This is a genomic window from Gemmobacter caeni (genome assembly GCF_003054195.1).
Classification (GTDB): Bacteria; Pseudomonadota; Alphaproteobacteria; order Rhodobacterales; family Rhodobacteraceae; genus Gemmobacter; species Gemmobacter caeni.
On the sequence record NZ_QBKP01000002.1, the window covers coordinates 88,868 to 111,664 of the forward strand.

A 22,797-nucleotide genomic window follows, 5' to 3' on the forward strand; every position below is an offset into this window, starting at 1 on the left:
AAGTGACCGCCCCATGAGCAAATCGAACCGCCAGTACATCTTTGACGCCCTCGAGCTCCTCCCGGAGTCGCTGAAACCTTTCGTGGAGACCCGGCTCTCCGCGGCGATCAGCGGGCACTGGCAGGGGGCGGTCCGGGACCGGGTGGACTCGCTCCGGGTCACGAACGGGGAGCTGGACTGGGACCTGCCCGGTCTCCTGAAGGCGATGATGTCCTTCTGGGGGGACGCGTTCAAGGCGGTCCTGGGGCCGACCGAGCGGGCCTACGTGAGCGAGATCCTCGAGATCCGGAACCGGTTCGCCCACGACAACCCGTTCTCCTACGACGACACGGAGCGGGCTCTCGACACGGTCAAGCGGCTCCTCGAGGCGATCTCGGCCGGGGAGGCGGCGGAGCGGGTGAGCGGTATGCGCACCGCGGTCCTGCGGCGCCGGATCGACGAGCAGCGCCGGAACGAGGAGCGGAAGGCTGTCCCGAGCGCCGGGATCCGGACCGGGACGAACGGGGGGCTACGCCCCTGGCGGGACGTGATCCGGCCGCATGACGACGTCGCCTCCGGCAAGTTCCAGACGGCGGAGTTCGCTGCGGACCTGTCGACGGTCCATTCCGGGAAGGCGGGGCCGGAGTACCGGGACCCGCGCGAGTTCTTCAGCCGGACCTATCTGACCGCGGGCCTGAGCGAACTCCTGGTCCGGGGCGCGGAGCGGCTCTCCGGGAAGGGGGGCGACCCGGTGGTCGAGCTCCAGACGAACTTCGGGGGCGGGAAGACCCACTCCATGCTGGCCCTCTATCACATGTGCGGGGAGATCCCGGCGAGCGGCCTGTTCGGGCTCGACCAGCTCCTGAGCGATGCGGGGGTCGCGGTTCCGGAGAAGGTGAAGCGGGCCGTGATCGTCGGCACCGCCCGGTCCCCGGTGAACCCGATCGAGACCCCGGACGGGCTGACGATCCGGACCACCTGGGGGGACCTCGCCTACCAGCTCGGCGGAAGGGACGGGTACGCGCTCGTCGCGGAGAACGACCGGACCGGGATCTCCCCCGGCTCCGAGCTCCTGTCGCGCCTCTTCGCGGCGAACGCCCCCTGCCTGATCCTGATCGACGAGTGGGTCGCCTACCTGCGCCACCTCTACAAGGCGGACGGGCTGCCGGCCGGGTCCTTCGACACGAACCTCTCCTTCGTCCAGGCGCTCACGGAGGCGGTCAAGGTGAGCCCGCAGACCTTCCTGGTCGCCTCGCTCCCGCAGTCCCAGATCGAGGTCGGCGGGGAGGGCGGCGAGGAGGCGCTGAAGCGGCTCCGGCAGACCTTCACCCGGGTCAACGCGACCTGGAGCCCGGCCACCACGGAGGAGTCCTACGAGATCGTCCGGCGACGCCTGTTCCGGAACGTGGAGCCGGACGCGTTCCCGCACCGGGACAACGTGGTGCGCCAGTTCGCCAAGCTCTACCGGGAGGACCCGGACGCGTTCCCGACCGGCTGCGCGGAGGAGGATTACCGGCGCAAGCTGGAGAAGGCGTACCCGATCCACCCGGAGCTGTTCGAGCAGCTCTATCACAGCTGGGGGTCGATGGAGCGGTTCCAGCGGACCCGGGGGGTGCTGCGCCTCATGGCGCAGCTGATCCACGAGCTCTGGATGAGCACGGACCCGTCCCTGATGATCATGCCGGGCAGCGTCGCGGTCGGCGCGGCGCGGGTCCAGCCGGAGCTTTTGAATTATTTGCCCAAGGAGTGGGCGCCGATCATCAGCGGGGACGTGGACGGGGACGCGTCCACCCCGTTCCGGATCGATCAGGCGACCCCGAGCCTCGGCCAGGTCTCCGCCACCCGCCGGGTCGCGCGCGCCGTCTTCATGGCGTCCGCGCCCCTGGAGGGGTCGCAGAACCAGGGGGTGGACACGAAACGGGTCATCCTCGGGGTCTGCCAGCCGCATGAGCGGCCGATCCTGTTCGAGGACGCGCTGCGGCGCCTCGCGAACCAGGCGAAGTTCCTGCACTCGAACATGGGCGGGGCCTGGTACTCCCGGAGCCCGTCGATCAACCGGCTCGCCTCGGACCGGGCCTCGGTCCAGGAGGAGGCGCTGGTCGTCCTGGAGATCGACAAGCTGCTCGGCGGGTATGTCCGGTCCCTGAAGGACAAGGGCCCGTTCGGGTCGATCCAGATTACCCCGGGCGGGTCCGCGGACGTGCCGGACGAGGCGGAGGGGGTGCGGCTGGTCGTGCTCGGCTACGCCCACCCGCATAACGGGAAGCCCGGGTCGAGCGCGTTCACGGAGGCGAAGGACGTGTTCCTGACCCGCGGCAAGGCGCCCCGGGTCTACCGGAACACGCTCGTCTTCCTCGCGGCGGACCAGACGGCGGCGGCCGGCGTGAACGAGGCGATGCGCAAGAAGCTCGCCTGGGAGAGCATCCTCGCGGACAAGGACGGGCTGAACCTCCTTCAGAGCGACATCGCCCTCGCGACCCGGAACCTGGCGGAGGCGGAGCGGACGCTGGAGGCGCGGCTCCGGGAGGCGTGGTGCTACCTGATCACCCCGATCCAGGACACCCCGCAGGACGAGGTGAGCTGGGACGCGACGAAGGTGGTCTCGCAGGACGGGATCCTCGCGCAGCTCGGCAAGAAGCTGGTCTCCACCGAGGGGGTGTTCGTGGAGATCGGGGCGCGGCGGCTGCACGCGGCGCTGGCCCGGTTCATCTGGGGGGACAAGCCGCACCTCTCCCTGTCGGACGTGTGGGAGTACTGCAACCGGTTCACCTACCTGCCGCGGCTTCGCGACAAGGAGGTGCTGCGCGGCGCGGTCGTGAAGGCGGTCTCGGAGATGATCCCGGGCCCGTTCGCCTTCGCCGAGGACGTGGGGGAGGACGGCCGGTATGACGGGCTCCTGATCGATAAGGGCCGGTCAGAGCTGGTCCTGATCGACAGCCGGTCCGTGATCGTGAAGGCGGAGCTGGCCGCGAAGCAGCGGGAGGACGATGACATCTTCCGCAACCGTCCCGCTCCGCCGCAGCCGGAGGGGGTTCCGCCGGGCCCCGGGATCACCGGGCCGGCGGTCCCGCCTGTCGACGGAGGGCCACGTCCCGCTCCGGGTCCGACCGATCCGACCCCGCCCGCGCCCCGTCCGGACCCGCTGCCGCGCGCCTTCTACGGGCTGGTGGAGCTGTCCGCGGACCGGCCGGCCAGGGACATGACGCGGATCCTCGAGGGGATCATCGAGCAGATTACCAGTATTCCTGGCGGGACCGTCACCCTTCGGTTGGAGATCGACGGGGAGGCGCCGGACGGGTTCGACCGGAACAAGCAGCGGACCCTGCTGGAGAACGCGCAGGTGCTTCAGTTCAAGGAGAAGCGGCTCTCTTGAGCCTTTGAAACAGACGTGGAACTCGGCATGAACGACCAGCCCCGCCCCGCCCCCCTCACCGCCCTCCTCGAGGACGCGCGGCGCCGGCTCGTCGAGACCGGGACCCGCAACCGGCTCATCCACGTGAACCGGTCCGCCAAGCGCGCCAACGCGCTCGACATCGTGGGTGAGCGGAGCGCGGACGTGTTCGACCTCCTGCGCCTCCAGGGGAAGCGGATGCGCTTCCTCGCGCGCGACGAGGCGGAGGGGGGCGAGACGGATGAGGCGGGCACGGAGGAGCCGATGCTCGCCCTCGGCATGGACGAGGCGCCGGACGGGGCGGACCAGGCGGCCCGCTACCGGGACCTCTACCTGGAGACCCGGCTCGGGCCGGAGGCGCTCCAGCGCCGCCTCCTGACGCTGCACACGGACGCGCGCACCGCGGAGGAGGAGCAGGGGGTCAACATCCTCTACCTCGCGCTGGGGTTCCTGCGCTGGTACGAGAGCGACAGCTCGCAGGTGCTGCGCGAGTCCCCCCTGATCCTCATGCCGGTCGAGCTGGTCCGCGACGACCGCCGCGCCACGTTCGATCTCCGGGCGCGCGACACGGAGATCGTGACCAACCTCCCCCTCCAGGAGCGGCTGAAGGCGGATTTCGGGTTCGAGCTGCCGGACGTCGCGGAGGACGAGAGCTTCACCCCGGACGCCTATTTCGCGGAGCTGGAGGACCGGGTGGCGGGCCGGCCCCGCTGGTCGGTCGACCGGGACGGGATGCAGCTCGGCTTCTTCTCCTTCACGAAGCTCCTGATGATGCGGGACCTGGAGACGGCGCAATGGCCGGAGGGGGCGTTCGAGGCGCACCCGGTCCTCAGCGGCCTGCTCGGGGACGGGTTCGACCGGGAGCCGCCCCTCTTCGGGCCGCAGGAGAAGCTCGACCCGCGCCTCCCCCCGGAGGCGCTCCTCCATGTGGTCCCGGCGGACGCGTCCCAGACCCGGGTGATCGAGGAGGTGCGCGCGGGCCGGAACCTGGTCGTGCAGGGCCCGCCCGGGACCGGCAAGTCCCAGACGATCGCGAACATCATCGCCGGGGCCGCCCATGACGGGAAGACGGTCCTCTTCGTGGCGGAGAAGATGGCCGCCCTCTCCGTCGTGCATGACCGGCTCCGCAAGGTCGGGCTCGGGGACCTCTGCCTCGAGATCCACTCCCGCTCCGCCAACAAGAAGGCGTTCCTGGACGAGCTCGCCCGCACCCTCGCCGCCGGCGCGGCCGCCCCGGACCTGCCCGGCGCCCCGGAGGCGCTGCGCGAGACCCGGGACCGGCTGAACCGGATCACCGCGCTCCTGCATGAGCGGGTCCCGGGCCGGGACTACACCCCGTTCCGGGTGATCGCGGAGATCGCCCGGCTGATCGGCCGGGAGGTCCCCCCGCCCCGGATCCCGACGACCGGGCTCGAGGCGCTCGATGACGCGGCCCGTCAGGCGCTCCTGGACCGGGTCGCCGCGCTCGTGGAGCTGACCCGCGAGGCGGGCCCGCCCGCGCATCACCCGTTCTCCGGGGTGGGGGCGACCGGGCTTCAGCCGACCGACCTGCAACGGGTCGGGCCGGAGCTGGACGCGGCGATCGAGGCGGCCGCGAACCTGCGCGGGGTGACGGAGTTCATCGCGGACCTGGCCGGCCTGCCCGCCCCGGACACGATGCCGGAGACGAACCGGCTCCATGAGCTCCTCCGCGCGGCGGCGGAGCGGCCGGAGGAGGCGCGCGAGGCGACCCCCGCCCTCCTCGCCCGATCCGGGGAGCCGCGGCTCGCGGAGGCGCTCGCGGCCGGTACGGACTGGGCCGCGGCCCGGGCGGAGGCGGCCCGGACCTTCACGGAGGCCGCCTTCGAGGCGGACCCGGCACCGTTGCGTGCCCGGCTCCTGCCCGGGGTCGGCTCCTTCTGGTCCCGCCTCTTCGGCGGGTACCGCGGCGCGAGCCGGGAGCTCGCGACCCTCCTGAACGGCCCCCTGCCCGCCGCCCCTGCGGACCGGCTCAAACTCGTAGATCAGCTGATCTCCGTCCGCCGCCGCCGCGCCGCCCTCTCCGAGGAGGAGGGGTACCTCAAGGAGGCGCTCGGGGCGATCTGGCGCGGGGAGCGGACCCCCTTCGCGCCTCTCCGGGCGCAGGCGTCCTGGCTGCGCCGGCTCACCGATCTCCGCCCCATCCCGGGCCTGGACCCGCTTGAACGGATATGCACGGCGGCGATGCGGACCGAGCTGCTCGGGCAGGCCCTCTTCGCGGCCGTCTCCGCGTTCGAGCCGGTCCTGACCCGGCTCGACATCCGGTGGCCGGACGGGGCGGAGACCCCCCTTGAGGATGTCAGCCACCGGCTCGGCCGGATGCGGGCCGAGCTCGACCGGTACGGGGAGTGGGCCCGCCTCGCGCATCTGACCGGATCGCTCCGCAGGGACGGGATGGGCCCGCTCCTCGACGCGATGGAGGCGGGGCGCCTTCCGCCGGACCGGGCGGTCGACGAGCTCCGCTACGCGATCGCGGAGGCCCGCTGGGCGGCGGCGCGGGCGGCCCTCCCCGACCTGGACCTGCTCGCCCATCAGGACCGGCACGCGCTCGTGGCCGCGTTCCGGGACCTGGAGCGGGCCCGGCTCGAGGAGACGCGCCGGCTCGTGCGCGCGAAACACCTCGCCCAGCTCCCGACCGGGGCGTCCGGCCAGATGGGGCTCCTGCGCGGGGAGATGGGGAAGAAGCGCCGGCATAAGCCGATCCGGCAGGTGATGCGGGCGGCCGGGCCGATGGTGCAGCGGATCAAGCCGGTGCTCCTGATGAGCCCGATCTCCATCGCGCAGTACCTGCCGCCCGGCTCGGCCACCTTCGACCTCCTCGTGATCGACGAGGCGAGCCAGGTCCGCCCCGAAGAGGCGCTCGGCGCGATCGCCCGCTGCCGGCAGATCGTCGTGGTGGGGGACCAGAAGCAGCTCCCGCCCACCAGCTTCTTCGACCGGCTCGCCGGGGCGGAGGAGACGGACGAGGAGGAGGAGGACGCCGAGCAGGTCCGCTCCGCGAAGGCGACCGAGATGGAGAGCGTGCTGACCCTTTGCGAGGCGCGCGGGCTGAACCCGGCCATGCTGGAGTGGCACTACCGGTCCCGCGACCCGTCCCTGATCATGGTGAACAACGCGGAGTTCTACGACCACCGGCTCGTGCTGCCCCCCTCCCCGGTCCAGAACGACCCGGAGTTCGGGCTCGCCTTCCGCCGGGTCCCCGGGGTCTACACGTCCCGCTCGCGCGGGACCGGCCGGCCCGGTACGAACCGGATCGAGGCGGAGGCGGTCGTTCAGGCGGTCGCCGAGCACGCCCGGACCCGGCCGGACCTGTCCTTGGGGGTGGTCGCCTTCTCCAAGGCCCAGTCGGACATGCTGACGGAGGTGATGGAGCTCGCGCGGCGCCAGGACCCGACCCTCGACGCGTTCCTGCGGGAGGGGCGCGCGGAGGACGTGTTCGTCAAGAACATCGAGAACGTGCAGGGGGATGAGCGGGACGTGATCCTGATCTCGGTCGGCTACGGGCCGGCGGAGCCGGGCGGCCGGCTCGCCTCCATGTCCTTCGGCCCGGTCAACGGGGAGGGGGGCGAGCGGCGGCTCAACGTGCTCTTCTCGCGCGCCCGGACCCGCTGCCTCGTCTTCTGCTCCTTCGACCCGGGCGACATCGACCTGAGCCGGGTGACCCGGGACGGGCCGCGGGTCCTCAAGCGGTTCCTCGAGTTCGCCCGTTCCGGCCAGATGGCCCAGCCGGAGGTGACCGGGGAGCTGGCGGACAGCCCGCTCGAGTCCGACGTGGCGAAGGTGATCCGCCGCTTGGGCTACCCGTGTGACCACCAGGTCGGCTCGGCCGGGTTCAAGATCGACCTCGGGGTGCGTCACCCGGACCGGCCCGGCCGCTACATCCTCGCGGTCGAGTGCGACGGGTCCGCCTACCACTCCGCCCTCTGGGCGCGCGAGCGGGACCGGCTGCGTCAGGACGTGCTCGAGGGGCTCGGCTGGCGGTTCCATCGGGTCTGGTCCACGGACTGGTTCCACCGGCGCGCAGCCGAGATCGACCGGCTCCGGGCCGCGCTCGAGGCGGCGCGGGACGCCGAAGGGCCCGCCTTCCCGGGCGCGAACCGGGACGGGCTCCTCGCGCCCGCCGAGCCGGTCGCGGCGGAGCCGGAGGCCGGGACGGTCCTGCCCCCGCCCCCGGAGCTGAGCGCGCCCGCTTACGCCGTCTCGACCTTCACCGTGAACGTGAGCTTCGAGCCGCATGAGGCGCCGCTCCCGCTTCTCGCGGACCTGGTGATCCGGATCGTCGAGGCGGAGGGGCCGATCCACCGGGACCTGATCGCCCGGCGGGTGAGCGCCGCCTTCGGGAAGGCGCGGACCGGGGGCCGGATCCGGACCGCCTCGGACGCGGCGGTGGACCGGGCGGTGCGGATGGGCCGGGCCCTCCTCGACGGGGAGTTCGCGATGACCGCCGAGCAGCGGGACAACCCGCCGGTGCGGGACCGGTCCGGCCCGGAGGCGCCCGGGGCGGCCGGGCACCTCCCCCCCGTCGAGATCCGCGCGGCCGCCTCCATGGTGGTTGCGGAGAGCGGGGAGATGGCCCGCGAGGAGCTGCTCGTGGCGACAGCGCGGCTGCTCGGGTTCCTCCGGGTCGGGCCGGACCTGCGCGGGGTGATCGACGCGGCGCTCCCGGCCTCATGAGCCGGGGGCCTTCCCCGGTCTATCCCTGCCGGAGCGCCTTCGCGGCGGCCATCAGCTCCGGACCGCGCGTGTCCCTGATGCGTCTCAGCACGGAGACGACCCGATCAAGCTCGGACCGGGACCGGATCGGGTTATGATAGGCGTTCATGCAGACCCCCTCGAAGGACCCGATCCGGACGTTCAGCTCCCCGATCCGCTCCTCCATGGTCGCCCCCTTTGGGGCGAAGCGCTTGAGCGCCTCGTATCGGTCAAACGCCCGGAGATAGGCGTCGATCATGGCGGAGATGTTCTCCTTGGGTATCCGGAAGAGCTCCCCCCTGTAGCGCTGGTCCGGACCCGCCAGGTAGAACTGAACGGTATAGCCTGACGCGTCCGCGATCAGCTTGCCGCCCCCCCCAGCCGATCTCCTCCTCGATCTTTACGGACATGAAGCTCTCACCGTGCCGGACACGGCCTCAGCCTACCGGGCGGGCGCGAGGCGGAACAAGACCTCTTTCGAATTTCTGGGCATCACTCGGCTCCGCTCTCGCGGGGAAACCCGCCCCCTCATTGAAAATGTATTTCTGCTCTTTTTTTCGCACATCGGATCCCGTATAGGATGCTCATGCGAGAAAAGGGGATGACCATGGTCAGCGAGGCGGCTTTCATCGAGATCCTGCGGGACATGCTGGACGGGGACCGGGCCCGGCTCACCGCGCAGTTCGAGGCGGGTGCCCGCCTGCGCGAGCGGGACGGCTGGGCCTGGGACGTGTTCGTCCAGTCCTACGCGACGAACGGCGGGGTCCGGGTCTGGAACGGGTTCCTGGCGGAGGGGGGCGCAGCGCTGGTCCGCTGGGACGCCCTGCTCGGGGAGGACCCGGCGAACGTGGAGGCGGCCGCCGTCCGGCTCGAGGCGCTCTCGCACCGGTTCCTCACGCCCCGCTGGGCGGACCGGACCCGGCCCGCCCTCCTCACCACCTTCCGCCGCTTCCACGCGGTCGGCGGGCCGGACCGGATGGCCCGGACCTGGAACGGGTACGACCAGCCGGACACCCTGCTGCGCTGGCTCAAGACCTTCCCGATGATCGGGGACAAGTACGCGCGCAACATGTGCATGGACGTGTCGCACCCGCTGATCCTCGATCACATCGCGCTCGATCATCGGATCCACGCGCTGTGCGACCTGGTCGAGGGGGCCCCGCCCCGGATCCCGTACCGGCGCCGGGAGGGGTGGCTGCGCGGGGTCGCGGGCGCGCTCGGGATCAACGGGTGGTATCTCGACCGGCTCCTCTTCGGCCGCTTCGAGGAGATCAGGGCGGCGATCAGCTAAGGCGGATCGGGGCTCTCTCGTAATCGTTTTTCGCAAATCACCTTGCCGCAATCCGGCCGGTGTGCGAAAAACGAAATATCCCCTTGAGTCGAGGTTCTCGCGATGTCTGACGCCCGCTTCCCCCGTCTCCTGCCCGGCCGGCCCGGCACCTCCACGGAGGGGCGCGCCTTCATCGCCACCCTGAAGGAGGACGCGCGCAGCGCGATCCGGATCCGGGAGGCGTCCGGGGAGGCGCTCCGCGAGAAGGACGGGGCGCTCATCTGGGGGTTCCCGCCCGCCGTCACGCCCGCTGAGGTGGGGGCGCTCTGCGAGGCCTTGCGCGCAGAGCCCGCCCCAATCGGCGAGCCGGTCCTCGGCCCGGCCGCGGAGGGGTGGACCTTCGACATGAGCGAAGCCCCGAGAGGGGACGAAAAGGTGATCTCCGGACGGGTTGCGGGCGCTCACGACTATGAGCGGCGGGTCCACGTCCGGCAGCGGATCATCGCGGCCGGGAACGGGGGCGTGGTCACCGTCTCCTACTGGGTCCCGGAGCAGGAGCGGTGGAACATGTTTACCAAGGCGGTCCCGCCGATGGCCTGGCGGCCCTACGTCGAGGGGGCGCCCCTGCCCCGGCACCCGCTGGCGGGATGACAAGGGACATCGCGGTTATAGACAAAAAATAATTTTGTTCTATAACGGGGCGTGGAGGTCCACATGAACAGACTGCCCGTATCCATCCAGACGCTTTACGCCGACCTCGTCGACAAGAGCTGGTCAGGGTCCTACCAGTCCCTGATCGAGTCGGGCGGGACCCCCTATAAGCAGACCATAAAGGGAACCGATTTTTGGTATCTCAAGGGGGGTATGGTGAACGGGTACCGTCGTAAGGACCGGTACCTCGGACCAGATGGTCCGGAGATCCGAAAGTGGATCACGGAACATGAGAACCTTCGAGATGTCCGGAAAACGCGAATCGATATGGTGCGTTCCTTGCGAAACGCACGAATCCCCGCCCCTGATCCGGTATCGGGGAAGGTTTTGTCAACGCTGTCCGAGGCGGGCGCGTTCCGCATGCGGGGCGTCGTGGTGGGCTCTGTGGCGTTCCAGACTTACGCGCCCATGTTGGGTGTTCGGTTTGAGGACGCCACCGGACAAACCGGAGATCTTGATCTGGCACAGTTCCACTCGATCTCCTTGGCGGTGGATGACAGCTTGCAGGAGGATTTCCTTACCACACTCAAATCTGTCGATCCGCGCTTTGAGGCGAACCCTTCGCCGATAGACGGTCGACGAACACTGAAATACGCGATCCGGGTTGGTCGCGAGATCGAGTTCAGCGTTGACCTGCTCTGCCCGCTACGCGGACCGGAAAGGGAACGGGTGACTCCTTTGAAGGCTATGCGGGGTGACGCTCAGCTCCTTCGCTACCTGGACTTCCTGATCTACCAGGAAACCAACGCAGTGTCCCTGTATGGCTTGGGGGTGCCTGTGAAGGTCCCCGCGCCGGAACGGTACGCCGTCCACAAGCTCATCGTGTCCCAAATGAGGATCGATACGGCGGACAGTCAGGCGAAGGCGCGGAAGGATCTGCGGCAGGCGTCCGCACTGCTGGAAGTCCTACTTGAAGACCGCATGTATGAGGTTCAGGAGGTGTGGAACGAGGCGTTAAGCCGTGGTCCGTCCTGGCAGAAGAAGCTTCTGCGGGGGGCCGGCGGCCTTCCCTCCCCTGTCAAAGAGGGGTTATTGCGGCTGACTGAAGTCCGCGTGATCGACCCCTTCAGGGACCCGGAAAAACCTGATCTCTCTGGAGACCCGGACAAGACGCGGTAGCGTTTCCAACGAAAGGATGCCTATTGGATATAGACGGCCTCTCAGCGGATCAAGTCAACCTTCTGAAGCGTTTCGCTCGGCGCTACATCTGGTGGCAAACACCGGGGAGAGCCTGAGGTCCCCTGATCGGATCCTGCTTCAGATCATGGAGCTCGGGGAGTGGGAGGACTGTCTCGCCATGGTGAACCTCCCCGGGCTAAACCCCGGGGCTTCCCTGCCGTGAGCGGCGGCACCGAGCCCCCGCCCACGGCTGAAGTTTTTTGTCACAGGGTCGGCGCGGCGGCCGGGGCCGCCGGTTTAGGTCGTAGGAAGAGCCAGCGCGCGAGCAGCTCCGCGGCGTGCAGGTCCGCGTCCCATTCGGCCCCGTCCGGGGCCCGGAACCGGGACCCGGAGCGCTGCCCCCTGTCCACCGTCCCGGTCCGCCAGTCCGTGCTGCTCGAGTAGAAGCTTGGAAGCTTCAGCGTCGCGATCCCCCTCCATTCCAAGGTGTCGTCGGCGCGCCGGGTATATTGCCCCTTCGCCCCGTTGTTGATCAGCTTGTTGAAGGTCCGGCCCCTGTAGGCCACATCCTTCTTTTCGACGGCGAGGACCGACAGGTCCTCCCGCACCACTACCGCCCCGTGTTTTTCCGCCAGGGCGGCGCGAACGTTCGCGACGTGGCCGAACCAGCTCCGCTTCACCCCGTCGATCCGCCGGTAGAGGGCGCGGCGCCGCGCCTTGAGCCGCCCCAGCCCGCCGAGGAGCCGGAAGAACCGGCCGTGCATGTTCCGGTACCGGGCCGCCTCCGGACCGGTCACCTCCTGCGGCGCCTCCGGGACCGGGGCGGTCGGGTCAGCGCCGGTGAGCCGGTTCATCTACCCCTTCAGCCGGGAGAGCCGGGCATGGCCCAGATCGATCTCGGACCGGAGCGTGTCGATCCGGTCCACGTGCTCCGCGACCCGGGCCAGGAAGGCGCGGCCGCTGAGCTGCGCCCGCTCCAGCACCTCCACCTCCGCCCCGGAGACGTGCGTCTCCAGGAAGGCCTTCATCTCCCGTTTCCCCGGCTTCGATCCGGCGAAGGCGACCCGCTCCGCCGTGACCCCGTCCGCGCAGCGGACGACCACCATGCTGGAGGTGTTCGCGTATCCGAAATCCTCTGCGAGGACGGTTTTCGCGCCCACGATCTCGGGCGCGCGTGGCTGACGCAGCAGCACCGCCTTCGGCCGGAGCAGGTCCGGGCCGAGCTCCAGGACGAGGGACCGGACCGTCTGGCCCGGGTCCCCCTGATGCCGGTCCGCGACCGGTCGCGGCAGCCGCAGCGGGATCCGGATCGCGGGGCCGCGGGGCCGGTGCGAGGAGATCTCGACAACCGCGGTCCCGTCCCCGGACCGGTCCAGACCGGAGGCGAGACCGGCGAGCGCGGTCGCGAGGGCGTCCGCGCCCCCGCGCACACAGCGGTAGTCGAGGTGCAGCTGGATCGCGGCCTCGTCGCCCCAGACCGGGCAGCCGAACCGGGCGCTCACCGCCGCCTCCATGTCGCGCAGCGCCTCCGCCTGAAGCGGGGTGAGCACGGCGTCCCCGGACCGGAGGTCCCGGAACAGGCTCATCGCGGCGGGGAAGTCGAGCGGGTCCGCCCGCGCCTGGATCGCGGCCACGTCCGCCTCCGAGAGTCGGGACGTCCAAACCTCGGGGAGGTTGAGGAGGCGCCGGGTCCCGTCCTTCGCCGGCGTCTCGGCGCGGGCGGAGACGTGCTTGAGACGGCCGAAAAGGCGGGCCTGAGCCCGCTTCCACTGCTCGGTGACGGCGGATTTGGCGAGGAGCCGCATCTTCTCGGCCCAGACGTTGTTGAGGCCCCGCTTCGAGGCGTCGGACTGGACCCGGAGCAGGATCTGGTCCAGCTCCTTCCCGGTCAGACGCGGGTCCGTGATCGTCTCCGGCCATACGGCTTGAGACATCTCCTGGACCGTGAGGAGACAGAGGCGGCGGAGTTCCGCGATCTCAGGCGTCATCGGCGTCTGGCCGAGATCGGCCATCCGCTTGAGATCCGTCTTCGCGCTGCCCTTCCCGTACGCCATCTCAAACCATGTGCGAAAAAACTTCTCCAGCAGCTTACGCTGACGAGAGGGGCCGATCAAGGCGCAAAGCGCCGTCAGATCGGCTTTTCGCTATCCCTCCCCGACCTGAAGGACGGGGTCTCCCGCGAAATTTGATGAACGGTTTCCCGAGGGAACGTCTTGTCGAGGCGCTCCGGGCGGGGACCGCAGGAACGCTCTCCCCGAAATCCTGGAATTTCTGGCATATCCGGCTCTACGTGGGAGAGCCCGGAAAACCACCTCCGCTCCCCCCGGCGATACCGGATGATTTTCCGGGTGGTTCCTGACCGGGAACACGCCGAGCAGACCTGCCATCCAGACCCCAACGTATTCCTGATCGGGAACCGGTCATTCCGGACCGCTGAGCGTGCGGATCCTCGGCACGAGGCCGATCTCGAGCCCGAACGGCCTACAGATCCGCTGAAGCGTCTCCAGCTTCGGGTTCCCCCTCCCCTTCTCGAGGTCCAGGAGCCGCATCCGGGTGAGCCCGACCCGTTCGGCGAAGGCCGCCTGGGTCAGCCCCTCCGCCTCCCGGATCGCCCGGATCGCGTCCGGCAGCCTCAGCTCCCCCCGCCCCGCCCGAAGGGCGATCTCCCGGTGCCGGGCGAGGCTCTCCTCTCGGGTCAGGGGGCGCTGTTTGGGCATGGGTCCGTTCCGGTTCCGGTTGCGTTCCAGGGCGCGGCCCTGTATCCCTGAAAAAGTATCCGCGCGAGGGGGCTTTTGGGGACCATAGGCCCGAACCGGCCCCGCCGCAACGGGACAGTTCAGCGCCCGTCACGGGGGAGCAGCGAGGGCGGATGCAGATCCTGATCTACAAGACGGACCTTTCGGTGGATCGGGCCCCCGGCTGGCTCGCCCCGACCGCGCCGGTCCGGCTCCGTCTCGAGGCGGACGGGTCCGTCGGAGCCTACGCGGACCGGCCCGCGGGCCTGTTCGGCCTGCGCCCGGGCGGACCGGTCCGGATCGGCGCCCTGACCGGTCAGGCCCGGGACCTGCTCGCCCCCGCGCTTGAGACGGGCGCGGCCCTGCGGGTCCGGGTCGTCGAGCTGGTCCCGACGCAGCTCGCCCCGGACGGGCGCGCCCGGATCGCCGTCTCCGTCTGGGGGGACCCGGACCGGCTGCGGCGCCTCTCGCCCCTCCTGGAGACCCTCCCCCCGTCCGAGGCGGAGAAATGACCGGCTATGAGGGGGAGGCGGGCCTCGCGCTCGCCCGCCGTTATGAGGCGGTCTCCGCGCCGGACCTGCACGGGCCGGTGGCGGACCTGCTCCCCTCCGCCCCGTCCCGGGTCCTCGACGTCGGCGCCGGGTCCGGCCGGGACGCGGCCTGGCTTGCGAAAACGGGTCATGCGGTCCTCGCCGTGGAGCCCTCAGCCACCCTGCGCGCCGAGGGGGCGCGGCGGCATCCGGACCCGCGGATCACCTGGGTCGACGACCGGCTCCCGGACCTCACCCGGGTCGGCGGGCGGTTCGGGGTGATCCTCCTCTCCGCGGTCTGGCAGCACGTCGCGCCGCCGGACCGCCCGGTCGCGTTCCGGGCCCTGACCGGGCTTCTCGCCCCCGGCGGGCTCCTCCTGATCAGCCTGCGGCTCGGCCCCCCCGATCTCGCGCGGGGGATGCACCCGGTCTCCGTGGGGGGGGCTTCGTGCGCTTGCGGCCGCGTCCGGCCTCGCGATCCTCCGGGAGGCGCCGCTGCCGGACAAGCTGGGCCGGTCCGAGATCAGCTGGGTCACCGTCGCGCTCCGGGGAGCGACATGAGCCTCGCGGACGTGTACCTTCAGCACCGGGTGCATCTCCTGGAGCGGCAGGTCTCAATCCTGTTCGAGACGACCCGGGTCCTGAACCCGGAGGCGGGCGCGGAGCTGACCCGGCTCGAAAGGGCGTGGCGCGCGGAGCTCGATCAGCTCCACGCCGCCTTCCTGCGCGGGGACCTGGCGCATTTCGAGCGGCGCGAGGCCCGGGTGCGGGGCGGCGGATAGGCGCCCTTGCGCAGGCGACCGTCCCGACGCATGATAGACGCATGCTGAAAATCCTCCCCGCCCTCCTTGTCGCCCTGCTCGCCGCCCCCGCCCTCGCGGACCGGGTCCTGGAGGGGCGCGTCACGGTGGTCCGCGACGTCGACACGATCGTCGTGGCCGGGACCCCGGTCCGGCTCAACGGGCTGGACGGTCCGGAGACCTCGACACGGGTAGGACGGGAGGCCCGCGCCTTCATGACCCGGCTCGTCCGGGGCGAGACGGTGACCTGCCAGCTGAACGGGGAGCGGACTCACGACCGCTGGGTGGGCGTCTGCTATCTCGACGGGCAGGACATCGGCGCGATCGCGGTGGCGAACGGCCACGCGCTCGACTGCCGGCGCTACTCCGGCGGCCGGTATCGGGACCTGGAGACCACGGCCGCCCGGTCCCGGATCGGTCGCGCCCCCTACTGCTGAGACGAAAGTGCCGCCCTTTTGCACCGCCCCGGAAGGGGGCGCGTGTGGCGGCCCGTGACGTCCCCAATCGTAGCGGATCATGCGGTTTTCCGCAAGCGCCCCGTTCTCCCCAAACCTTTCTGGCCGACACGCCCATTCTGCTTGATTTGCGAAAATTCTTATACGAAAACTCTCCGAACAGCCGGAGACCCGTATGACCGCCCAGACCCTCATGTACGTCCTGACGGACGCCAACGCGAACAACAACAAGTTCTGGGAGATCAGCCGGGACGAGACGGGCCGGGTCAGCACCCGCAACGGCCGGGTCGGGACCGCGGGACAGCACCGCGTGCTCGGCGCCGGGGACGCCCTCTTCCACGCGAAGATCCGCGAGAAGGAGCGGAAGGGCTACAAGCGGGTCGAGGTGCTCGGTCAGCCTTCCGGGCCGGGCGGGGTCGACAAGGCGGAGCTGATCGGGGCCGCGGAGGCGCAGATCGGCCGCGGGGACCCGGTGATCAGCGCGCTGGTCCGCCAGCTCGCCGAGATCAACCGCCACCAGATCATCGCCGCCTCCGGCGGCCAGATGAGCGTGGACCTGGCCACCGGGATCGTCTCCACCCCGGTGGGCGTGGTGACCCTGAGCAACATCCGGCGCGCCCGCGATCTCCTGATCCGGATCGAGCCGCTCGTCCGGTCCGGCGACTTCGACAGCCCGGACTTCCTGACCCCGCTCGAGGAGTACCTGATGCTGGTCCCCCAGAAGGTGGGGACGAGACGGGGCTGGCACCGGGACTTCCTCGCCGCAACGGACGCGCTCGCCCGCCAGGGGACCTTCCTCGATCAGCTCGAGGGGTCGATCGAGATCGCCGAGGACCGGTTGCGAAAAACGCGCGAATCGGAGACCGGCTCCGCCGAGGCGCCGAGGCTCTTCGACGTGTCCATGCGGGTCTCCGAGGACCCGGGCCTTCGCGCCCGGATCCTCGCCTTCTTCCAGGCGGGCCGTCACGCGAAACACGCCTCCTCGAACCTGCGCGTCGCCCGGATCTTCGAGGTGACCCTCGGGGACATGGATCGCCAGTATCGCGAGGACGGGCTCAAGGTCGGCGGGGTGAAGGAGCTCTGGCACGGGACCCGGGCCCATAACCTCCTGTCCATCCTGAGGAGCGGGCTGATCGTTCCCCCCGAGAACGGGTCGATCCATGTCACGGGCCGGATGTTCGGGAACGGGGTCTATTTCTCCGACCAGTCCACCAAATCCCTGAACTACGCGGCCGGGTACTGGGACGGAAAGGTCTCCGAGGAACGCTGCTTCATGTTCCTCGCGGACGTCGCCATGGGCCGGCCCTGGCACCCGGACCGGACCGGCGCCTCCGTGAAGCCGCCCGCCGGTTACGACTCCGTCTTCGCCCGCGGCGGGCAGGACCGGGTCCTGAACAACGAGATGATCGTCTACCGCACCTCACAGGTGAACCTGAAATACCTCGTGGAATTCGAAAAATGAAAAAGGAGACCGGAATGGATACCAAGCACAGCTTCATCGCGGAGGTCAGCCCGGAGATCCTGATGATCGACCCGTCCGGACGCCTGACCGCCCTCGCCGGGCCGCACCTCGCCCTGGAGGGGATCCGGGCCGCGGACCGGGTTCAGGAGCTGCGCGGGGCGGCGAAGACCGTCCCGGCGCTGGCGCAGGGCGCCCTGGGCGATCACGCGGAGGACCGCCGCGAGGAGGCGGTGCTCCTCTACTACCGGACCCCGAACGGCCGCCCGTCCCGGACCGACCTCTCCCGTGCGGCGCAGGTGATCGCGAGGAGCGCGCTGCGCGATCCGGTCTCGAACGGGGAGGCGGAGATCCGGGTCAGCGGGACCCGCGCGGTCGTCTACCCGCGCCGGGTCGCCGCGGAGGCGGGCTATGCGGTCCTCCTGGTCTCAACCCGGGTCTGGTACAACGAGAACCGGTCCGTCCTGCACTTCCCGGCCACCCCGGAGCAGCGTAAGGCGATGCTCGACGACATCAACGCCCGCCTGCTGACCGGGGAAGTGAGCCTGCCCAGATGAGTGACGTGACCCCGACTGACGCCGACCGTCACCGCGCGCTGACCGCGCAGCTCCGCGCGGCGGAGGAGGCCTATCACCTGCGCGATGACCCGGTCATCTCCGACGCGGAGTATGACGGCCTGCGCGCGGAGCTGCGCGCGATCGAGGCGCGCGACCCGGCCCTCCCTGCGGACCGGCCCGTGGGCTTCGCCCCCGCGGACGGGTTCGGCAAGATCCGGCACGCGAAACGGATGATGTCGCTCGCCAACGCATTTCAGATGGGGGACGTGGACGCGTTCCAGGAGGCGATCGCCGCTCATCTGGGCCGGGCCCCGGGCGGCTGGGAGCCGGTGACGGCGGAGCTGAAGATCGACGGGCTCTCCCTCTCGCTGCGCTATGAGCGGGGTCTGCTCGTGCACGCCGCGACCCGCGGCGACGGGGAGGTGGGGGAGGAGGTGACCGCGAACGCGCGCACGATCCGGGACATCCCGCAAACCATCCCGGACGCGCCGGAGGTCCTGGAGGTCCGGGGCGAGGTCTACATGTCCCACGCCGATTTTGCGGAGCTGAACGCGGCCCTCACCGCGCGGGGCGAGAGGCCGCTCGCCAACCCGCGCAACGCGGCCGCGGGGAGCCTGCGCCAGATCGATCCTGAGAAGACCAGGGCCCGTAAGCTCTCCTTCTTCGCCTACGGGGTGGGGGAGATCTCCGCCCCCGTCGCGAGGACCCGCAGCGAACAGCTGACGGCCCTGCGGGGGATGGGGTTCAGTACCCCCTCCCCGTTCCGGCTCTGCAAGACTCGGCAGGATCTCGAGGCCTTCTATAATGACGTCCTGAAACGCCGGGCCCTCCTGGGGTTCGACATCGACGGGGTCGTCTACAAGGTGGACGATCTGGCGCTCGAGGACCGGCTCGGGGCCCGCTCCACCACCCCTCGCTGGGCGGTGGCGCATAAGTTCCCGGCGGAGACCGCCTGGACGCGGCTCCTGGCGATTGAGGTGCAGGTGGGCCGGACCGGGGCGATCTCACCGGTGGCCCGGCTCGCCCCGGTGACCGTGGGCGGGGTGGTCGTCTCCAACGCGACCCTGCACAACGCGGACTATATCGCGGGGGTGGATTCCGCCGGCGCCGTCATCCGGGACGGGAAGGACATCCGGGAGGGGGACCTGGTCTCGATCTTCCGGGCCGGGGACGTGATCCCGAAGGTGGGGGACGTGGATCTCGCGGAGCGTCCGATCTGGGCGAGGCCGTTCCGCTTCCCGGACACCTGCCCCGGCTGCGGATCCGCGGTGGTGCGCGCCGCGGGGGACGCCGCGCATCGCTGCACGGGCGGGCTCGGCTGCGACGCGCAGATCGTTGAGCGACTCAAGCACCTGGTCAGCCGGGACGCGCTGGACGTGGACGGGCTCGGGGCGACCCTGGTGGAGGAGCTCTACGCGGACGGCTGGGTCCGGGCCCCGGCGGACCTGTTCCGCCTCCCCCTCACCCACGGGGACGGGTCCGACGCGCCCCTCTCCGGCCGGGACGGGCTCGGGGAGCGCTCCGCCGGCAAGCTCTTCTCGGCGATCGAGGCGGCGCGTACCCGCCCGCTCGACCGGGCGATCTTCGCGATGGGGATCCCGCTGGTGGGGGCGAGCGTGGCCAAGCTCCTGGCCCGGGAGGCGGGCAGCCTGGGGGGGCTCGTGGGGATGATCGACGCGGCCGCGACGGACCCGGCGGCCCGTGACCGGATCCTCGCGCTCGACGGGGTCGGGGACCGGATCCTCGCCTCCCTCCTCGAGGCGTTCGCCCCGGGCCCGAACCGGGACCTCCTCATCGGCCTGATCGGGGAGCTGACCCCGACCGCGCCGGACCGGCCGGCCGCGGACGGCCCCCTCACCGGCCTGACCGTCGTCTTCACCGGGACGCTGACCCGGATGGGGCGCAAGGAGGCGCAGCTGATCGCGGAGCGGGCGGGCGCCAAGGTGTCCGGCTCCGTCTCCGCGAAAACGAGCCTTCTCGTCTGCGGGGAGGCGGCCGGGTCCAAGGCCGAGAAGGCCCGCAGCCTCGGGGTCCGGGTGATCAGCGAGGCGGCGTTTCTTGAACTGGTAGGAGGCTGAGCGGGCTCTTTTTTGCTGGAGGAATCTCGCCCCGCTTCCTAAACACTTATGGGAGAGCCAGCGAAAACAGGGGAGAGCACATGAATAGCCGGAAAATCCTTATCTTGACCATCCTCCTACCGCTGACCGCCTGCGTTCAGCCTGCCCCGGAGGTGATCACCGGAGTTCCCGTTACGGCCCCTCCCCCCGCCGCGGTACCCGCCCAGACCCCCACAAGGGTCGCGACGCCGCCTGCCCAGCCCCGCACCTCGCCCGCGCGCGGCCCTGTCACGATACCGGAGGCGCCGACCTACAGCGGGTCTGACGCTCCCTCAAACCCCGTCGTGATCGATCTCTATGATTGAGATCCGCGCCGGTCATGACGGGGGCCGGAGAGGATGAGACAACCAAATCTTAGTTCTTTTGGATGGAGAAAAAACCAAAAGATAGGTTTATCCTCGGAAAGTCGACAGGTGATCCCGCCGAGCCGGAGAGAGTCCCTCATCATGATGGTGGTGACCGGGATCTATCTCCTGTTCGAGCTGGCCTTCGGCGCGCGGCTGCTGGACGTGGTCGGGTCCACCACGGACCTTGAGGAGATCGAGCAGATCGAGAACGCCGGACGAGTGATCTCCGGGATCGCCCTGACCCTCGTCGTCTGGACCTCGCTCATCCTCCCCCGGATCCGGCGGATGAGCTGGTGGACCCCGTGGCGACGGACCCGATCTGCCCTCATGCTCGGGGGGAGCACGATCCTGTGCTGTCTCGCAAGCTATGCGATCCAGGAGGCGATCCTGGACGGGCTGAGCTACGGCTCCAGCCCGGCGCAGCGCCAGGCCGCCTCGACCCTCACCCTGGTCTCCTCCTCCGTCCAGAACGCCTCCGCCCTGCTGCGGGGTCTGGATTTCGAACAGGTGGACCGATCAAGCCCGGAATCCAAGACCTTCATGGCGCTCCTGCCCTCCCTGGCCCTGAGCGTTGACCGGCTCGAGGAGCGGACGAGGGGGTCGATCGAGGAGCTTCTCGAGGCGCAGGCGGAGGACGCGCTCGGCGGGCCGGGGTCCTTTTACGCGAACGTGTACTTCCCGGCGATGACCGAGATCATGCGGAGCTACAACGACGTGTATCTCCCCGCCTCGGATCGTCACGCGCGCGCGATCGCCCGGATCCCGGATGAGCAGACCCGGCTCTATCGGCAGTACCGGAACGGTCTGGGCCGCTACACCCCGACTTCGCTCCCGCGGTCCCAGCACCCCCGCGTGAGGTCCCAGCTGCGGCAGGCCGGGATCATGGTCCCGCTCGACTGGGCCCTGACGGACCGGGCCGGGTTCATGTCCGCGGTGGCGGAGCGGATCCGGGGGGAGGTGACCCCGGGCTATGAGCGGGTCATGATCGACGCCTACGGGGCGGTCCTGCCCGACGATCTGACCCCCGCGCAGTTCTTCGGTCATCCGGTCATCCAGGACCGGTGGCGATCCCGGATGGGGATGGAACACGAGATCCCGCTGGCCGTGAACCTGGATCAGGACGCGGCCGAAAGGACCATCTATCGGCCCTGGGTCGAGGCCATCGTCGACGCGCGGCGACCGCTCTATTTCTCCCCGATCAGCGCCTTTGAGGAGGGGGCGGAGCATTACCAGGACGGGATCACGGCGATCCGCATCGCCTATATCCCCCTGATCGCCTTCACCTTCTCGATCCTCGGCGCCCTCGTGCACAGCTTCAAGACCCTGAACTTCGCGCTGAAGGCCGCCGTCGGGGCCGGCTCGCCCCGCGCCCTCAAAACCGCAAAGGTGTTGAGGCTCGTCCTCTTCGGCACGGTCATCTCCGCCGGGGCCCTGGCCGCCCGGAACGAGAACCCGATTACGCGGTCCGAGCTGTTCCTGGAGCTGGAGGCGCAGACCTCCGAACGGGTCGGAGCGCCCCTCGCGGCGATGATGCGGGCCGTCATTCAGCTCCAGACCTACAATTACCCGATCGCGGAGACGATCAGAAACCGGGTCCTCCTCGGCATCACCTACGACTTCGATCCGGACACCGACATCCCGACCTTCGAACACATCGATCTGACGTCTTGATGGCGCTGCTCGGGGCTTGGGCGGGGACCGTCCTCCGGACGCGTTGTCTCGCCCCTCATTTTGGCCCTATCCGGCCGGCTCCGTCTCCTCCTCGGCGAGGCTGAGCTCCACCCCGAGCCGGGCCGAGGCCCACTCCACCAGGTCGATCAGCTCGATCTCCAGATCGTCCCAGACGGTCCATTCCGGATAATCCGGCCCGTCCGGAAGGACGCTGGCGACCAGGAGGAGCCGGTCCGTCATCCCGCTCAGGAGGCGCCGGAGCGGGTCTCGGACCCCGCCCGTCTCCCGCTTCTGCGGGAGCGCCACGAAGGGGCCGAACCCGACCCGCTCCCCCACCGAGAGGAACGCGCGGGCCCGCTCCCGGACCCGCCCCCTCTGGTCCGCAGGCAGCAGGCCCTCAGGCGGCTCCTCATGCGCGAGCAGGATCCGGTTCGGGCTGAGCGCGGTCAGGTGCTGGATCATCATCCCGAGGAGCGCGCCCCGATCCACATGAGGGTCCGCCTCGAGCGTCCGGCTCAGGATCACGGTCTGGATCGGATCCTCGCTCTCGATGAAGAGCCCCTCCGCGGACCCCTGCCTGACCCATCGGGCCAGGGCGGCGGCGACGGACCTGACCTCCTCATAGGCGTCCCAGGTGTTCCCGTCCCCGTCGTTCACCTCCAGGAGTTCCAGGAGCCCCTCCGCGTTATGGAGCGGCCAGACGTGCAGCATCAGCGCCTCGAGCCGGCCGATGAGGACCCCGTCCTCCCCGACCCAGGCCTCCGAGATCGCCTCCTCCGCCTCCGGGGAGCCGGTCACCTCCTCGGACGGGTCCAGGTAGGCGTCGACCCGGACGTCCCAGGCGTCCGCGTCCTCGTTGCGGCGCGTGCTCACGGAGAAGCTGATCATGTGCCCCACCCCCTGTTCCGATCGGCCCCGTCCGGGCCCTCCCCCCAAGTCGTACCCG

17 protein-coding genes are annotated in these 22,797 nt (G+C 70.2%); 12 read left to right on the plus strand and 5 right to left on the minus strand.

The features are described from left to right. The first annotated feature begins 13 nt into the window (after positions 1-13). Together C8N34_RS03245 and C8N34_RS03250 are read left to right on the plus strand one after the other, a co-directional pair. Positions 14-3,352, plus strand: coding sequence for a DUF499 domain-containing protein (locus tag C8N34_RS03245; RefSeq protein WP_108127680.1), 3,339 nt, complete (start codon positions 14-16; stop codon positions 3,350-3,352). A gap of 27 nt (positions 3,353-3,379) precedes the next feature. Beyond that, positions 3,380-8,062, plus strand: a complete 4,683-nt coding sequence (locus C8N34_RS03250) for a DUF3320 domain-containing protein (protein WP_108127682.1) — start codon at positions 3,380-3,382, stop codon at positions 8,060-8,062. A 19-nt stretch (positions 8,063-8,081) separates the two neighbouring features. Here the strand turns inward: C8N34_RS03250 and C8N34_RS03255 are convergent, their stop codons facing one another. Then, entirely contained in the window at positions 8,082-8,339 is a 258-nt protein-coding gene (locus C8N34_RS03255) for a hypothetical protein (RefSeq protein ID WP_108127684.1), read from the minus strand. Between the two features lie 342 nt (positions 8,340-8,681). On the opposite strand from C8N34_RS03255, the gene C8N34_RS03260 reads away from it, so the two are divergent. From C8N34_RS03260 to C8N34_RS03270, 3 genes are all read left to right on the plus strand, one after another. Next, the gene (locus tag C8N34_RS03260; protein WP_108127687.1) at positions 8,682-9,371 is read left to right on the plus strand and encodes a hypothetical protein; all 690 of its coding nucleotides are present in this window, start codon (positions 8,682-8,684) and stop codon (positions 9,369-9,371) included. A gap of 102 nt (positions 9,372-9,473) precedes the next feature. Beyond that, entirely contained in the window at positions 9,474-10,001 is a 528-nt protein-coding gene (locus C8N34_RS03265) for a hypothetical protein (protein ID WP_108127689.1), read from the plus strand. 63 nt (positions 10,002-10,064) lie between these two features. Continuing rightward, positions 10,065-11,180, plus strand: coding sequence for a nucleotidyltransferase family protein (locus tag C8N34_RS03270; protein ID WP_108127691.1), 1,116 nt, complete (start codon positions 10,065-10,067; stop codon positions 11,178-11,180). Positions 11,181-11,443: 263 nt separating this feature from the next. On the opposite strand, the gene C8N34_RS03275 is transcribed toward C8N34_RS03270, so the two are convergent. The 3 genes from C8N34_RS03275 to C8N34_RS03285 form a co-directional block, all read right to left on the minus strand. Further along, positions 11,444-12,034, minus strand: a complete 591-nt coding sequence (locus tag C8N34_RS03275; RefSeq protein ID WP_108127693.1) for a hypothetical protein — start codon at positions 12,032-12,034, stop codon at positions 11,444-11,446. Continuing rightward, entirely contained in the window at positions 12,035-13,294 is a 1,260-nt protein-coding gene (locus C8N34_RS03280; protein WP_145693541.1) for a hypothetical protein, read from the minus strand. Between the two features lie 306 nt (positions 13,295-13,600). Continuing rightward, a complete protein-coding gene (locus C8N34_RS03285; RefSeq protein WP_108127697.1) occupies positions 13,601-13,897 on the minus strand; it encodes a helix-turn-helix transcriptional regulator in 297 nt (98 codons plus the stop codon). 152 nt (positions 13,898-14,049) lie between these two features. Here C8N34_RS03285 and C8N34_RS03290 point away from each other — a divergent pair, with 152 nt between their 5' ends. From C8N34_RS03290 to C8N34_RS03330, 7 genes are all read left to right on the plus strand, one after another. Further along, positions 14,050-14,427 (plus strand): hypothetical protein, encoded by a 378-nt coding sequence (locus C8N34_RS03290; RefSeq protein WP_108127699.1) that lies wholly within the window; start codon positions 14,050-14,052, stop codon positions 14,425-14,427. Continuing rightward, positions 14,424-15,227 carry a class I SAM-dependent methyltransferase gene (locus tag C8N34_RS03295; protein WP_199750652.1) on the plus strand — a complete coding sequence of 268 codons (804 nt, stop codon included), beginning with the start codon at positions 14,424-14,426 and terminating at the stop codon, positions 15,225-15,227. The genes C8N34_RS03290 and C8N34_RS03295 overlap by 4 nt, the downstream gene beginning before the upstream one ends. 41 nt (positions 15,228-15,268) lie before the next feature. Further along, positions 15,269-15,682, plus strand: a complete 414-nt coding sequence (locus C8N34_RS03305; RefSeq protein WP_108127703.1) for a thermonuclease family protein — start codon at positions 15,269-15,271, stop codon at positions 15,680-15,682. 193 nt (positions 15,683-15,875) lie between these two features. Beyond that, positions 15,876-17,162 carry a WGR domain-containing protein gene (locus C8N34_RS27095; protein ID WP_108127705.1) on the plus strand — a complete coding sequence of 429 codons (1,287 nt, stop codon included), beginning with the start codon at positions 15,876-15,878 and terminating at the stop codon, positions 17,160-17,162. Positions 17,163-17,176: 14 nt separating this feature from the next. After that, complete coding sequence (locus tag C8N34_RS03315; protein ID WP_108127707.1) at positions 17,177-17,716, plus strand: hypothetical protein; 540 nt, start codon at positions 17,177-17,179, stop codon at positions 17,714-17,716. Further along, positions 17,713-19,794 carry an NAD-dependent DNA ligase LigA gene (ligA, locus tag C8N34_RS03320; RefSeq protein WP_242013770.1) on the plus strand — a complete coding sequence of 694 codons (2,082 nt, stop codon included), beginning with the start codon at positions 17,713-17,715 and terminating at the stop codon, positions 19,792-19,794. Before C8N34_RS03315 ends, ligA begins: the two co-directional genes overlap by 4 nt. 485 nt (positions 19,795-20,279) lie before the next feature. Next, complete coding sequence (locus tag C8N34_RS03330) at positions 20,280-21,851, plus strand: hypothetical protein (RefSeq protein ID WP_145693542.1); 1,572 nt, start codon at positions 20,280-20,282, stop codon at positions 21,849-21,851. Positions 21,852-21,917: 66 nt separating this feature from the next. Here C8N34_RS03330 and C8N34_RS03335 read toward each other — a convergent pair whose 3' ends face one another. Then, positions 21,918-22,739 (minus strand): hypothetical protein, encoded by an 822-nt coding sequence (locus tag C8N34_RS03335; protein ID WP_108127713.1) that lies wholly within the window; start codon positions 22,737-22,739, stop codon positions 21,918-21,920. Positions 22,740-22,797: the final 58 nt, after the last annotated feature.

Coding starts and splice junctions, on each gene's coding strand:
- C8N34_RS03245 (WP_108127680.1), top strand. CDS start 14: ATGAGCAAATCGAACCGCCAGTACATCTTTGACGCCCTCGAGCTCCTC.
- C8N34_RS03250 (WP_108127682.1), top strand. CDS start 3,380: ATGAACGACCAGCCCCGCCCCGCCCCCCTCACCGCCCTCCTCGAGGAC.
- C8N34_RS03255 (WP_108127684.1), bottom strand. CDS start 8,339: ATGATCGACGCCTATCTCCGGGCGTTTGACCGATACGAGGCGCTCAAG.
- C8N34_RS03260 (WP_108127687.1), top strand. CDS start 8,682: ATGACCATGGTCAGCGAGGCGGCTTTCATCGAGATCCTGCGGGACATG.
- C8N34_RS03265 (WP_108127689.1), top strand. CDS start 9,474: ATGTCTGACGCCCGCTTCCCCCGTCTCCTGCCCGGCCGGCCCGGCACC.
- C8N34_RS03270 (WP_108127691.1), top strand. CDS start 10,065: ATGAACAGACTGCCCGTATCCATCCAGACGCTTTACGCCGACCTCGTC.
- C8N34_RS03275 (WP_108127693.1), bottom strand. CDS start 12,034: ATGAACCGGCTCACCGGCGCTGACCCGACCGCCCCGGTCCCGGAGGCG.
- C8N34_RS03285 (WP_108127697.1), bottom strand. CDS start 13,897: ATGCCCAAACAGCGCCCCCTGACCCGAGAGGAGAGCCTCGCCCGGCAC.
- C8N34_RS03290 (WP_108127699.1), top strand. CDS start 14,050: ATGCAGATCCTGATCTACAAGACGGACCTTTCGGTGGATCGGGCCCCC.
- C8N34_RS03295 (WP_199750652.1), top strand. CDS start 14,424: ATGACCGGCTATGAGGGGGAGGCGGGCCTCGCGCTCGCCCGCCGTTAT.
- C8N34_RS03305 (WP_108127703.1), top strand. CDS start 15,269: ATGCTGAAAATCCTCCCCGCCCTCCTTGTCGCCCTGCTCGCCGCCCCC.
- C8N34_RS27095 (WP_108127705.1), top strand. CDS start 15,876: ATGACCGCCCAGACCCTCATGTACGTCCTGACGGACGCCAACGCGAAC.
- C8N34_RS03315 (WP_108127707.1), top strand. CDS start 17,177: ATGGATACCAAGCACAGCTTCATCGCGGAGGTCAGCCCGGAGATCCTG.
- ligA (WP_242013770.1), top strand. CDS start 17,713: ATGAGTGACGTGACCCCGACTGACGCCGACCGTCACCGCGCGCTGACC.
- C8N34_RS03330 (WP_145693542.1), top strand. CDS start 20,280: ATGATGGTGGTGACCGGGATCTATCTCCTGTTCGAGCTGGCCTTCGGC.
- C8N34_RS03335 (WP_108127713.1), bottom strand. CDS start 22,739: ATGATCAGCTTCTCCGTGAGCACGCGCCGCAACGAGGACGCGGACGCC.